Genomic DNA, 13,932 nt, shown 5'->3' with positions numbered 1-13,932 from the left:
AAGTATCCCAAGAACAAAAAATGAAAATTTTAGTCATTTAATATCAATGGGTTACCAGTAAATGCTCTCGTGCCATATGACTTATTCGCACCTTCATTAGCGAAATATATGGCGATGTTAAACCTTCAGAGAAATTGGCTCTAGTCACCAAGTTTCAACAGATGGGGCATATTGTGGCGATGGCGGGAGATGGTATTAACGATGCCCCTGCATTAGCAAGATCTGATGTTGGTGTCGCTATGGGAACAGGTACTGATGTGGCAATTAGTAGCGCCTCCGTTACTTTAGTCAAAGGTGATTTACGAGGGATTGCATTAGCCAGAACATTATCAAACATAACGATAAAAAATATGAAACAAAATCTAGCGTTCGCTTTCATATATAATGTTTTTGGTATACCGCTTGCCGCAGGTGTATTCTATGCGTCTACGGGATTCCTGTTATCACCAATGGTCGCGGCGTTAGCTATGAGCTTAAGTTCAGTCTCGGTAATTTTGAACGCGCTGAGACTCCGTGGTATGAAGGTCACGAATGCTTGATCCTATCTGCGGAGGTTATATGTCCGCAGATGAGTCTAAATGTCACCTATCGACATTCCACGACCAAGTGGCCTTGCTAGTTAATTTTAAAACAAGGCTGCTTGCTCCCTGATCGTTTTCCTTACCCAACTGACTTACTGCCAAACGGGCATACTTAAGCCCATTATCCTGTTCATGACCTTTACCCCTGCTAGGATTTCCCCCGCCACCTGCGCATTGCCTGCCTGTAAGGAAGCCCCGTGCGTAGCTGTCACTTGGGGCTGGGGAAGTCATGACTTACTGGCTGATTTTGGCAACCATGCTCTTTAATAATGCTAGTGTCGTCCTACGTTAAATAGCTAAAAGCTATTTGGCTGGGAATAATATATAAAATGAAATATAATCACCACTTAATTTGTTCCATGCCTTCCCTCCATTAACTTCGGTTATCGATTTAACAATCGATAGACCCAACCCGACACTATCGTTATTGCTAGATCTTGATAAATCTGCCCTATAAAATCGATCAAACATTCTCAAGGATTCATCGTAAGATATATCTTTGCATTTGTTCTTTATTTCAATGATAGAATTATTTCCTTCATCGTTTGATATTGAGATGCTAATGGCAGAGTTGCTCTCTGAGTATTTTATTGCGTTAGATATCAGATTGGATATCGAACGACGAAACATTATTTTGTCAGCAAATATAAGCTTATTAGTATTTGCAACGTTAAACGTAAGGCTTTTTTCTTCTGCTAAATACATAAAGAAATCTAAAATAGAAGAAAGTTCATTCTCTGAATCTAAAAATTCTTTATTTGCAGAAATCAAACCTTTGTCTGACCTGGCAATCCACAGCATATCGCTAACCATCTTTGCCAAACGCTCAAGCTCTTCCAGAATTGAATATAGGAACTCTTTATATTCGGAGATGCTCCTGTCTTGATTTAACCCAACTTGAGCCTGCATGATTATATTGGTTAATGGGGTTCTTAGTTCATGCGCTACATCATCTGAAAAATCAGATAACTTAACGAAACTATTGTTTAGTTTAGATAGCATGGTATTGAATGAGTCAACCAACTCCCTTAACTCTCTCGGATATTGGTTGGGTTCTAATGTTGAGTTCAACTGTTCAGCCTGAATAGTCGACATATGTTTGCTTAATATATAAATAGGTTTGTGGCCTTGCCTTATACCCAAGTATGTAGACAATATTATGATCGCCCAAACACCAAAGACTATGATTAATAGCTGCATCCTAAAGTCAGACAAAAAATGAGAGTGAACACTTGAGTCTAAATAGAACACGACTGAATAGGAGTTATCATTTTTTTTAAAATTAATGTTTTTACTGAGATATTTATGTGGAGCGGAAGTGTCAGTTTCAGATACATGAATTAGTGTATTGCTGAACTTTCTCAAATTAAAGCTGTCTCGTTCACTCCTATATATTTTTTTACCATCTTTTAATATCTCGATATAAAAATTAGAGTCAGGATTGATTGTATCCCAATTGATAATTCTTTGAACTGCATCTATGCGCTTTGAAAACTGCTCGATAATAATCGTTTTGTTATCTATCGTTTCATTATCAAGGTCTAAGAAATGATTTTTGATAGATGTCTCTACCAAAAATAACAAGGAAATCATACTGATCGTTATGGCGACAGAAACAAAAAGCATAGCACGTATAGTTATAGGCATGTTACTCTTCATCGCCAGCACCTTCTAATTTATATCCCATTCCTCGAATAGTATGAATTAATTTTATTTGATAATCATCATCAACCTTGGCTCTTAATCTTCTGATTGCAACATCTATTACATTTGTATCGCTGTCAAAATTCATATCCCATACCAAAGAGGCAATTAATGAGCGAGGTAATACCTCACCATGCCGCCGAGCTAATAACTCAAGTAATAGATATTCTTTAGGGGTGAGATGTAGTTTTTTACCCGACCGCTTAACTGTTCTTGATTTGATGTTTATAATCAAATCTGAAATTGATATAACCTCTTCAATATGATTGTCTTTGGATCGCCTAAGAAGGTTTTTTATTCTGGCTAGTAGTTCAGTGAATGCAAATGGTTTTGAAAGATAATCATCAGCTCCAGACTCTAGCCCCTTTACTCTATCTCCGACACCATCTTTTGCCGTCAGGAACATGACAGGTACTTGAATGTTTATATTTCTAATTTCCTCAAGAAGCTGCCATCCGTTAATCCCAGGTAACATAATATCTAGTATTATTAAGTCAAATTCATGGCTAAGTATATAAAAGCGACCATCAATTCCATTTGTGGCGAGAGTAACAATGTAGCCTGACTCAGTGAGTCCTTTCTTTAAATACTCACCTATCTTTGGCTCATCTTCAACAACTAAAATATTCATTATGTTCTCCAATATGCAGTATTAAGATAGTCAGTAGTCTATGCTACTACATACACTAAAAAATAAAAAAAATCCAGCTGCATCAAGAGTTTCAATGAAGGTTATATCGAAATTATAAAATCTAGAATGATTATTTTTAATGTTTAAAAAACGGCCAGCATAAGCTGGCCGTTTTTTACATGTGGAAGATCTTAACGGTTACTACCGCTTCCCATACCATGCGGGAGAGAGACGTTATGAATGGTTCCTTTATAGTCTACGATAACTTCTGTAATATTTTTATCAGAAGGAAGTGTTAACTGCTTGGTCTTACCAGGGAGAGCCTTCACAACGCCCAGTTTCGTGCCATCGGGGGTGGATACGTCCACGGAGTCAGTAGGCAATGCAGATATTTTCCATTCTACATAGACTACTCCATGCCCTGCTCTAAGATCGAAAGGCATTGGGGCATTAGCGAAAGCCGCTGAACTACTAATCAACATGGTGAGCGCAGCTAAGATGGTCTTGATTTTCATTGGATTACCTCATTTCGTTGTTATTGCACGGCTATCGCTAATCACTATATACAATCAACATTACATGCTGCTGTCAGCAAGATTACATTACCGTAAGGATATAGATCTTTAAGAGGGCAAGTATGTATGATTCACCCTATTGGGGTATGAGAGATGATTTTACACCACCTGGTTTTCCATATTTTGAATATATCTTAAAGGTGTTGATATGCCTGAATAACGGTTGGTGCACAGGCGGATGCATTATATGAATATGCATCCGCTACTTTCGTTTTCTTTATTTACAATCTGTTGGTATCTATCATGATGAACAAAATGTTTTTACCTATACTCGCTCTTCTTAGTAGTTACACGCATGCGGAGGGCTTGCTAGATATTTATAACTTGGCGAAGCAAAAGGATCCGCAACTTCTTGAGTCAAAGGCAATGCGTGACCAATCATTCGAAAAAATCAATGAAGAGCAAGCATCATTTCTACCAAAGATAAATCTTGGTCTTAGTGCTAACTATGTTGACGATAATCTGGATATGCAAACTGGGAGCGCAACGAATAGTGCAATCAATCTAGAGCAATCTCTCTACAACAGTGCTAATTGGATTAATCTTGATTTAGCTGCGAAGAATGCGACACTATCAGATGTTTCTTATGTTCTTGAGCATCAAAACTTAGTGCTTCGTACAATACAGACATATTTTAATGTTCTCCAGGCTGAAGATTTGCTGATTTATTCTCAGGCAACGAAAAAGGCAATTCAGAGGCAGCTTGCTCAAACCCAGCAGCGTTTTGAGGTAGGTTTGGCCGCGATTACTGATGTACATGAGGCAGAGGCCGCCTTCGATCAGTCTTTTGCCGATGAGATCTATGCAGAGAACACGCTTGAAAATAGCTATGAGGCTCTACGTGAGTTAACTGGTCTTGAGCATAGAAAGCTTAATAAGCTTGATACAGAGCGTTTCAGTCCTCAAAAAACTTTATGGAAAATTGATAAGTGGACTGATGCAGCAATTGAAAAAAATTTGGCATTACATCAGGCTCGGATTAAAAAAGAACTTGCGAAGATGCAGATCGATTTATCTAAGTCAGGACATAAGCCATTAGTTGATCTTACTATGGGGTTATCTTCAACTTATAATAACTACAAAGATAATACAGTTAATACGGACGGTTATTCCAATCAAGGCGACATTGGTATTAAATTTTCATTGCCACTATATACAGGTGGTGCAACAGCATCACAAGTCAAACAATCTTCTTTTGACTATGTTGCTGCCAGTGAGCAGCTGGAGAAAAGTTATCGCTCGGTCATGAGTGCAGTTAAGTCTTCATATAACAATGTTAATGCAAGCATAGGATCCGTTCGAGCATACCAACAAGCTGTAGTTTCTGCTGAAAGTGCTTTAAAAGCGACCGAGGCAGGATATGAGGTTGGCACTAGGACTATCATTGATGTATTGGATGCTAATAGAAAATTGTATGATGCAAAGACAAAGTTAGCTATTTCTAGATATAGTTACATAGTCAACGTTGCCACATTGAAATTAAATTCAGGGTCTTTAGGTAAAAAAGAAATAATTGATATTGATAATGGTTTAGTTAATTTAAGGTAGTTGTGTGTAATCTATTTTTCAATAGGCATCAGTTTTGCACTGATGCCTTTTATTTAACCTGGAAATTCATTTCTCTTATTTATTTTTTTCGGAAGGTTTTTAGCACTTGTTACTATTAGTGTATAGCTATAAACTCATTCAGAAAATATAGCGACCTATAGGGCTGTAGTTTTTAATGTGGATTTAAGTTTTATAAAGACCATTGTTTAAATAACCCGCACTATACGTGCGAATTGCTCCATTTGTTCTTTCATCCGCTTTATTTCACAAATCGATGCTTCTTGAGTGGAACGAACTGAGAAGTCGGTAATCTGATCACCACCATCCCCTTCCAGCCAGCATCATGGGCAAGTTACTTCATTCCATCACTGAAATTGGCTTCAATATAGCAGGTCTCTGATTAATCGTGTCTCACTCATCTTCTGTATTGATGCCGATGCCATAAGCAACTGGTTCCACCATGGCTGTGATGGGTTATAGGGCCGCAGTCAGCTATACACCGACCAGACTACCTGTACCTTTCGATGTTCAAGGGGATTTGCAGCCTTACCCTGCGAACCACTCAGAGACTATGCGACTCCCTGTTTTATCTTATGAATGTGCTGCCGTGTGCCCGCACAATGAAGTTTATCGATCAGCAGCCCACAAAAGGGGTATCACCGACTTGGTTATCGACTCGACCGGCCTGAAGGTGTTTGGAAAGGGTGAGTGGAAGGTAAGAAAACACGGTGCCGAGAAAGGTTGCGTCTGGCGTAAGTTGTATCTCGCGGTTGACCTAGCGACTCACGAGGTCGTGGCAGCGGAAGTGTCGTTGGAAAATATTCATGGTGCTGAGGCGCTGCCAACACTGCTCAATACACTACGGCGCATTATGCTGATGCTGTCTATGAGAGCAAAGCCAGCCATCAGCTGATAGCGCACAAAGGAGTGACGGCCTGTATCCTGCCTTGCAACAGGGGCCATGGAAAAAGGGGCACCAAGAAATGAGGTCGCGCTGGTGATGCGCAAGGAAGGACGCGCACACTGGAAGAAAATGCCTGGGTATCACCGTTGTTCACTAGCATAAACGGAAATGTATCGGTTCAAACAGTTGCTGTCAGGCACAACCTGCCCGCGTATCGACAACGGCCAGGTAGGGCGATGGAGTATGTGCGCGAGATAAACAAACTGAGCATCTTTAGACTTCCTGTCAGGAAGTACCGAGTGTAGCAGTCACTTGGGGCTGAGGAAGTCGTAACTTGATAGCTGATTTAGGAAACATCGCATCTTTCATCCCCTTATATTGCCACTTTGTCATTTTGATATGGTGTTAATATTTTTTGGTAAAGGTTATTTTGTCATCTTGCGTGTATATAAAGTCGATTTGTAAACCTTGCTCTATTATTCAAGTTAATGATCTAAATCAGTATTTTTTAGTATGATATAAGGGATAGCTGCTTTTAGCGTCTAAGAGCATGGATATAAGGGGGGTGAAAGACTGGTTTATCTTCGCTGCATAGCAGCGGAATGTCGGAAAAAATTTTTTTGCTCTCATAATTAGTAAATGGACAGTTTTTCGAATTTTTCAAGTGGTACAAATGAAAAAAAGTTAAAAATTCATTGTTTTGCTGTTTTTTTAAACGATTGTTGGTGGTTTTTCGCTATCAAGGTGTTTCAATTTATTGTTATTGGCACACCCCATATTCAATCCGTCCCACCAGATCGACAACAGCCAGAACCCCCATTTGTGTCGTCAATACCTCAGCTGGAGCTATGCCACCTAAGCCCCAGGCTGGGCGGCTTAACCATGAAATCGCTCTGGTGGTGTCGTGCTCATGGAGGGAGAGCACCGCATCTAGGGCCTGTACAACGCCGTATACCCTGGTGCCCTGCGAGATTGATAGGGGAGCCTCAATCCTCAGCTTGCGAGCAACAGTGCTCCGGCTAATGCCTGCTAAGCGGCATATCAAACCTGAGTCTGTGTTCATCAATTCAGCTAGTCGATGAATGATGCCAGGAGCTACGCCAGCCACGATCCATAGATGTGCCCCCAACGGGTCACTCGGTATGCCAAGAGAGTCAAATATTGTCTTAGTAGAGGCCGTAGCCTTACCTGGATGATAACTCGCATAGGACATGATGAAATCTCCCCTGAACCTACGATACCAGATTACCTTATCCTATCTGTTCCATGTGGCGATGGCGATGGGTCTGAGGACTTTGTTGGATGAGGCACAGGATACAGAGGTTGAAGCGCCCCATTCGGGCAATACCAACTTTTTCGTGAATCTCTGTGCATAATTCTATCTGGGGTCTTTATGAGACTTGAATTCTCATATATTTACTATGCTATAACCACTAGCTAGCCGAGAGAACATTCAGTGACCATCAATTTTGATTATCGTTGTGGCATCTTAGAGGCAGCCGACACAAAAACTGGCCGAGAATGGTGTTGGTATAAGGGTGATCCCGAGGTTACCAGAACTGAAAATGGCGAGTTATTGAGTTCGATAGGTGTTCCTATCGGCGCCACTGTTGTCGAAGTGAAAGCTCTCATTCGCATGGATACCAGAAAGTAACCAAAACAAGTTGCAATATATATAGTGTGTCCGCGTATGATAACTCCTATTCTCATCAGATTAGGAGCGTAGCATGCTCGTAAAAGAAATTGTGCCAACAGAGCAGGTCGTTGACATTCTCTGTGATGTCTGTGGTCGTAGTACAAAAACGAATTTTGGAACCAATCAATACGGCTCGTTATCGGCGGATTTTGGCTATGGTTCCCGTCACGATGGTGAACGTTATAAGGTGCATCTGTGTGAAATGTGCTTTTTCGGTACACTCGCAACAGTGAGGGAGATGCATCGCGGGGAACATATGTTTGACGATGACTATGAGGCTGCAAACCCAGACACATTTGGGCGTGATTATTCTAATAGGGAAATAATATGAGTAATATGCTCCCATACTCTAGTTTGTGTGGAGATAAAAATCTCTTATCATCGACTCATTCTGTGAGCCAATGATACTTTTCAATCGGCTCATTTCGTGAGCCGAACAAGATCCTTCATCGGCTCATCTGGTGAGATGGTCTCAACGCTCACTACCACCTAGATTTAATTTTTGGCTACATAGTTTCATAGCAGATTGGAGCTAGGCTATTAAATAGATTCAAGCGCAATTTAGCTCACGATTTTTGAATGATGCTATTTCCAAACTATCTTGGTGCAAAAAACAGTGGAGCTGATGCTGAGATTGAGAGATAATTTTCATGATATAAAAATGTGATACATGAGGCTATCAATGAACGATTTTTTGAAAACACTGATGAATATTCGTAGTCTGCGAGCTGTACTGCGTGAGTTGTCTTATGAGCAGTTGGTCGAGGCTAAAGACAAATTTGACGAAATCTATGCCGAACGTGAGCAGCAAGAGAGCAAATTGAGAGAAGAGTCAGCTGAACGCCTGCAAAAACTGGCTGAGTTTACCGAGCTGCTGAAACAAGCGGGCATAGATCCGAGTGAGCTGGTTGGCACTGCGGCTCCAGCGAAAGCTGATGGTTCAGCCAACAAAGCCAAACGCGCTCCCCGTCCTGCAAAATACAAGTACACCGAAGGCGGTCAGGAGAAGACATGGACTGGCCAGGGGCGCATGCCCAAGGCCATTGCAGACGCTGTTGCGGCTGGAAAAGCACTGGATGACTTCTTGATCTAATGCTGAGAGCCCATGCCTGCTCGGCGTGGGCCTTTAATTCTATCTGTAGTAGGAGCACCGTATGGGGAGGACATTGGAGGATATGATTTCATCCGAATCACCCGAGGTTGTCCAGAGAGCCAAGGCGCTGGCCGAAGAGCAACTGGTACGTCTCAGTGTGACCAAACTGCTTTCAAATCTCGGGCCTGGTGATGTTCCTGCAATAGATCCCGATGTTCTCGATAGTTTGTTATCACTCAAAAGATTAGTTGAGAGCCATGACTGTCGGTTAAGTCTATTCGTTCATATGCCTGACGGCACACATCATGGCGTCAACATTTAACTAAATAGCGTCATTTGTACACCAATCGCAGCTCTCATCTACCAGATGAAATTAACGCCCCATGGCGATGCTTTTTCAAACTCCCTCGGTGTGCAAGCAGATCTGATAGCGTGTATTGCGTCCGCCACCAGGTAATTTCTCAATGCATCCCCTCTCCACCAGTTCAGCCAGATGGCGTGTGGCAGTCGCCTTGCTGACTCCGGCGACTTTTTGATATTGACTGGCACTGATGCCATTTTCAAAACCCTGTTCGCCGCCATCCAGTAAACGATTCAGCACTTTGGTTTGCTCTGGACTCAGACTGTCATGACAGTGCCGCAACCAAAAATGAGCCTTGGCAAGAGAACGAGCAATAACCTGTAATGCCAGCTCTATGGCGTAATCCAGTGTGTCGAGGAACCAACAAAGCCAGGATGTGATATCCAGCGTGCCCTTCTGTGTTGACTCCAGTGCCCGATAGTAGTCAGCCCGCCATTCTAGAATAGCGACTGACATGGCATACAAACGGATGCCCTGGCTGTCAGCCTGTGACAGCGCGAGATCGGTCAATGCCCGCGTGAGCCGCCCATTGCCATCATCAACGGGATGCAGGGTCACGAACCAGAAATGACAGATCGCCGCACGAAGAAGGGGATCTATCGTTGGATCATGCCGAGTCTGGTTAAACCAGAAGATAAACGCGGCCAGTTGATCGTCCAGAGCTGCTCTGGGTGGAGCCTCAAAATGCACGGTAGGGCGATCAACACGCCCAGAGACAACCAGCATCGGCTCATCTCCTCGCAACTGCCCTACGTTCAGTCGCTGCACCGACCATTCGTTGGCGGGGAACAGCCAACGATGCCATTGGTAAAGTCGTTCAATTGTCAGTGGTTGTTCATGGTTGTCGATGGCATCCAGCATCATTGCCGCGAGCCCCTCTGAGCGATCTGACACGGGATAGGACTGAGTTTCTGATCCCCCTAACCGCCTAGCCAGGGAAGAACGCACGGATTGGGCATTGAGACGTTCGCCTTCGATAGCGGACGAGGCGATGATGTTAGCCAATAACGTGTCCAACGTTTGGTCGGGGTTCCCCAACCTGGAATGACTACCGATTAGAATTCCCAACCTGCGTTGCACCTGCCGTAATCTGGGCAATATCTCGCTATCCCGCCAATGAAAATTGGGCCAGTCGGCTTGTTGCCAAATCCAAAATGGTTCCATTATTTCCTCATCCAACGTGCTAGGGTCTCAATAATGAGCCGACCCAGCCCATCATTCGGCTTAATGTTTGAGCCGAATATAACACATGCAGCAGACCAGCAGAGCTGGTAATGAGGATGGAGATCCAGGCTGAAAATCTCAGACCGGAGCTAATGAAAAACTGGATTTATTGCTGCTGTGTGGCGCTACAGCAACCAGTAGATAGACAAGGCGGGAGCTCGTTTTCGTTTCGAATGGTTCTTGTGAGCTTGCAGCTTGCGCTGCATGAAGCCACGCACACGCAGATGCCCTTAGGTCTGCTCATTCATATGCCTGATGGTACTCGCTATGCCATCACTGTGAATAATTATAGGGAAATTTAGTTTTATCTGGGTTAAGAGATAATTATTTGGCAAATATATCTATGGCAGCAAATCGCGAATGTCACACCCCATAACCCTGGCAAGACGATAAGCCTTTTCCAGGGTGACATTGACCTCACCACGCTCAATTCGTCCTACGTAGCTTCTATCAATTTCGGCCGCATATGCGAGTGCATCTTGCGATACGCCCAATTGAAGCCGTCTATCACGTACAGCATCACCAAATTTTTTTGCTAGCTCTTGCATGTCTCGCCTCTCGCTGGCGAGCACTATCTCTGGTTGTCTGGCTAACGACCACGGATTATAATCCGCAATCGAGTTTAGATTTCCACTAAACATTTTCGTTCGAGACCGAGGATCGCTTATGAGCTCCCAGACTGTGTGGTTACCAACCGCGCTCTACACCGCACTCATTCGATTGCAGATGGACGATTTCACTACAACGGAGTGCTTGAACGCAGTCTTTGGTGACTCAGAGTACAATCAGGCCCATAAGAGGCGATACGGCCTCGTTTATCGTAATCTGATGAAGCTGGTTGACGCGGGTTTCCTGGAGCGGAGAAATGTTGATGATGTGCGATTGTATCCAAGCTTTGTGAAAACCCCCCAGTTTGATGAGGTGAACTTTCAAGAAGAACCGAGTGACCTAGAGGTTAAGAAGATTAAGAAGGTTCAGGAACACAAAGGGGGGGCGAATGATGCTCTCTTAGATGAGTTAAAAACGAAGGCCAATATCTACCGCATCGAAATTCAGGAGTGCCAGGCTGCAATTGCTGAATACAATAAGCTGCAAGCAGACTACCCGGCTCTGGATATGGCTATTGAGAATGCTCTCAGCGATAGATGTAAGGAATATAGTGACCTACGTGGCAGGTTGGCTGCCGTGGAGGAGGTGATGAGGGCTTTGGGGAGCTCCGATTTGTCCCACTAATATCATCCCTTCTATATATCAGCCGATTTTAACTGCATGACCATAGGTGTCTGTGATTTTTAGGTCATGTAGTTTCCCTCACCGCTGCTCGTTCATATACCTAGCGGTACACATAATAGTGTCAATATATGATGTACAGAATACCATCCTCTCGCTATAAATCAGTTAAATAGCTTTCATTCATTTCGGGATGGACTTCAAATCTCTCTGTGGAAAAATAAAGACGGCCAAATTCTTTCGGGAAATTATCCAGTCGTTCAAGTGAATTGTTTACTCTAGAGCATTGGTCTAAACTTAAATAGAAGCGATGTTTATCTAACCAATTTCTAGGATCATGAAAATTTTCGATAGTTGCATTTTCTAACCGAGTTACATGCTGTTCAATCATGCTACGACTTACCAATGGCCTGAGCATAGGGATGATATCAATAGTCCGGTCATCAGACACGACAATAGCGAGTCTTCGATGACTTCCTTTGTGAACATAGCGTACTCCAGAGTTGTAGCGAGAGCCTCTTGATGGCGTACATTGTTCGGTCGCCTCGCCATCAAGAATGATCCCGATAGCATGACAGAAGCCCGCAGGATCTAGAATTATGGTTCCATCGATGCCACTGACACTTCGGAGTAATGTTTCAGAAAGAAGTGTTGGCTCGATACATGTACCTTGCTTGCTAAGACGACGAGCTTCACTAGCCGCGTCTTCGGCAACAACAATCATGCTCCCGTGTTCTTGGCTAACTTGAGCCATCATCAGGCGCCACAGGTTTAATCCATTTTCATGTGATGTCTCTGGAAAGAGTCGAGCATAATTCGCAAGGAACGCTGCCTTATCAAAAGGTTCTTGAGGTAATTTAGGTTCAGCATAATGACTACGAAGTAATGCTTGATTGCCACAACGCAACTCCCAGTGATAATGGTCGATAAAAACGACTAAAAATGCATCTTGGTTACGGGGATCATGCCACTCCTTAAGCCTCCCCAGTCCATAGATACGCTGGCTGTCTGCAATAATGCCAATGCCTGTAGTTGCCATCTGTAAAACTTTCCTAACCCACCTTGGTTCACGAAGTGTCACAGGCTCAGCAAACTTAACCATAAATTCGACTACATCATTCTTGGGGTCAACAAGGATAAGATGCCCAATTCCCTTCGAGCCTTCATACATTAAGGAAGAAACAAGATTCAACGTAGCAAACAGATCGTCATGTATGTACTGTCGTTCGATTGATAACCCTGGGGTGTGCATGAAATTTTTCGCAGCAATACGGACGATCTCTTCTGCCTCTCTCATACCACGATGTGAAAAACGTCCAGGTTCAGGCTTGTTTAATCCCTCCGTTGCCTCATGTAGAACAGCCGCCATAGCTGAATGGATGAGACTACGATATCCATTTTGATTATTGCCTTTTCTGAGTGGCTGATGATCTAACGGGGGATACTGCAAGAACAGGCTATTTGGGATCTGTATAACAGGAGTTACATAGTGGTCATCGATGCGCCTAACTGCTCCACAGAACGAAGTTAAATGATGTTCTTCATCAAATTTTTTTAATGCCAGTTCTACCGATGTGCGCACTGAATCTTGGCGCATCCACTCCGGCTTATCACGCATACTTGGAGCATCACCAAAACACAAACTCTGCATTTCATGGTTGTTATAAGTAAATTCAATAGAATCAATTAGGCCATCAAATAATGACAGCTTCCATTTTCCATCTTCTGGTTCGATGCACACTGGATTCCGGTTATCGCTATTTGGGCTTCGAGCACCAACTAGAATAACTTCCGCTTCTGAAGGAGCCCCCAGTCTTTTAAGCACATCGCGAGCTAACCTCTGAATTTGAATCCGATAGTGGCTTTGATATCCCCACATGAAAAGGTTGATGTAGTGTCCACCCATTGCTAATCCACCGTTATTGATCACTTTCAGTTCTGAGCGAATGCTCGCTAACCAAGCCCAAGTGCCATAAATGCAATAGAACTGTCCCTGCATTAGCGGGAGCCTGTCTCAACGCCTAGTCGTTGAAGCTATGGCGCTTACTGCACCATACATGAACATTACGTTATCACACACTCCCGCTTGAGGATGATGGTAATAAAAATCATAAAAATCAGAGGGTTGACTGGCTGTAGCTGTGCTCCCCAATCAGTTCGAAAAACAACCTTACTGATGCATCAATCGTTTTCCTTGATCGCCTCAATCGGATCGGATATGTTTGTGCTGTGTAAACATACAGCACCACATCTAGTGCCAATCTCAAGAATCAAACACAGGATATAGTTATGACAACGAACAGCAAAACTACTTCCGATAGAGTCGCAACACTTGCTGGGCAAGTGCTCAACGATATAACCTCCTCTGCCACTGCGCGCTCCCTT

Annotated in this window: 11 protein-coding genes and 3 pseudogenes; 6 read left to right on the top strand and 8 right to left on the bottom strand. The window is 43.2% G+C overall.

The genetic code is table 11. From position 1 onward, the window contains the following. Window positions 1-101: 101 nt before the first annotated feature. Window positions 102-539, top strand: a pseudogene (locus AB5Y70_RS10420) (HAD-IC family P-type ATPase); the annotation flags it as partial. Between the two features lie 134 nt (window positions 540-673). Here the strand turns inward: AB5Y70_RS10420 and AB5Y70_RS10415 are convergent. The 4 genes and pseudogenes from AB5Y70_RS10415 to AB5Y70_RS10400 form a co-directional block, all read right to left on the bottom strand. Further along, window positions 674-772, bottom strand: a pseudogene (locus AB5Y70_RS10415) (IS5/IS1182 family transposase); the annotation flags it as partial. A gap of 112 nt (window positions 773-884) precedes the next feature. After that, window positions 885-2,240, bottom strand: a complete 1,356-nt coding sequence (locus AB5Y70_RS10410) for a heavy metal sensor histidine kinase (protein WP_005303879.1) — start codon at window positions 2,238-2,240, stop codon at window positions 885-887. Continuing rightward, the gene (locus AB5Y70_RS10405; RefSeq protein ID WP_021140716.1) at window positions 2,230-2,916 is read right to left on the bottom strand and encodes a heavy metal response regulator transcription factor; all 687 of its coding nucleotides are present in this window, start codon (window positions 2,914-2,916) and stop codon (window positions 2,230-2,232) included. Before AB5Y70_RS10405 ends, AB5Y70_RS10410 begins: the two co-directional genes overlap by 11 nt. 191 nt (window positions 2,917-3,107) lie before the next feature. Next, window positions 3,108-3,431 (bottom strand): hypothetical protein, encoded by a 324-nt coding sequence (locus AB5Y70_RS10400; protein WP_021140715.1) that lies wholly within the window; start codon window positions 3,429-3,431, stop codon window positions 3,108-3,110. A gap of 306 nt (window positions 3,432-3,737) precedes the next feature. Between AB5Y70_RS10400 and tolC the strand changes: the two genes are divergently transcribed. Next, complete coding sequence (tolC, locus tag AB5Y70_RS10395; RefSeq protein ID WP_319895516.1) at window positions 3,738-5,039, top strand: outer membrane channel protein TolC; 1,302 nt, start codon at window positions 3,738-3,740, stop codon at window positions 5,037-5,039. 343 nt (window positions 5,040-5,382) lie between these two features. Next, window positions 5,383-6,248 (top strand): annotated as a pseudogene (locus tag AB5Y70_RS10390) (IS5 family transposase). A 455-nt stretch (window positions 6,249-6,703) separates the two neighbouring features. On the opposite strand, the gene AB5Y70_RS10385 reads toward AB5Y70_RS10390, so the two are convergent. After that, window positions 6,704-7,156 (bottom strand): antitoxin Xre/MbcA/ParS toxin-binding domain-containing protein, encoded by a 453-nt coding sequence (locus AB5Y70_RS10385; protein WP_080990060.1) that lies wholly within the window; start codon window positions 7,154-7,156, stop codon window positions 6,704-6,706. Between the two features lie 514 nt (window positions 7,157-7,670). Between AB5Y70_RS10385 and AB5Y70_RS10380 the strand changes: the two genes are divergently transcribed. Continuing rightward, a complete protein-coding gene (locus AB5Y70_RS10380; RefSeq protein ID WP_005303889.1) occupies window positions 7,671-7,970 on the top strand; it encodes a hypothetical protein in 300 nt (99 codons plus the stop codon). Window positions 7,971-8,321: 351 nt separating this feature from the next. Further along, window positions 8,322-8,732: an H-NS family nucleoid-associated regulatory protein gene (locus AB5Y70_RS10375; protein WP_005303890.1), complete on the top strand. Its 411-nt coding sequence runs from the start codon at window positions 8,322-8,324 to the stop codon at window positions 8,730-8,732. 397 nt (window positions 8,733-9,129) lie between these two features. Here AB5Y70_RS10375 and AB5Y70_RS10370 read toward each other — a convergent pair whose 3' ends face one another. Together AB5Y70_RS10370 and AB5Y70_RS10365 are read right to left on the bottom strand one after the other, a co-directional pair. Beyond that, on the bottom strand, window positions 9,130-10,257 hold the full coding sequence (locus tag AB5Y70_RS10370; protein WP_017778709.1) for a Fic family protein: 1,128 nt from the start codon (window positions 10,255-10,257) through the stop codon (window positions 9,130-9,132). A 401-nt stretch (window positions 10,258-10,658) separates the two neighbouring features. Beyond that, a complete protein-coding gene (locus AB5Y70_RS10365) occupies window positions 10,659-10,865 on the bottom strand; it encodes a helix-turn-helix domain-containing protein (protein ID WP_005895552.1) in 207 nt (68 codons plus the stop codon). Window positions 10,866-10,983: 118 nt separating this feature from the next. Between AB5Y70_RS10365 and AB5Y70_RS10360 the strand changes: the two genes are divergently transcribed. Beyond that, window positions 10,984-11,550 carry a hypothetical protein gene (locus AB5Y70_RS10360; protein WP_319895077.1) on the top strand — a complete coding sequence of 189 codons (567 nt, stop codon included), beginning with the start codon at window positions 10,984-10,986 and terminating at the stop codon, window positions 11,548-11,550. 154 nt (window positions 11,551-11,704) lie between these two features. Here AB5Y70_RS10360 and AB5Y70_RS10355 read toward each other — a convergent pair whose 3' ends face one another. Next, on the bottom strand, window positions 11,705-13,546 hold the full coding sequence (locus tag AB5Y70_RS10355; RefSeq protein WP_319895075.1) for a hypothetical protein: 1,842 nt from the start codon (window positions 13,544-13,546) through the stop codon (window positions 11,705-11,707). Between the last annotated feature and the right edge of the window lie 386 nt (window positions 13,547-13,932).

The organism is Aeromonas sp. s1(2024) (genome assembly GCF_040908005.1).
Taxonomy (GTDB): Bacteria; Pseudomonadota; Gammaproteobacteria; order Enterobacterales; family Aeromonadaceae; genus Aeromonas; species Aeromonas caviae.
The sequence above is the reverse complement of the archived record's forward strand: the minus strand, read 5'-3'. Positions and strand labels throughout refer to the sequence as shown.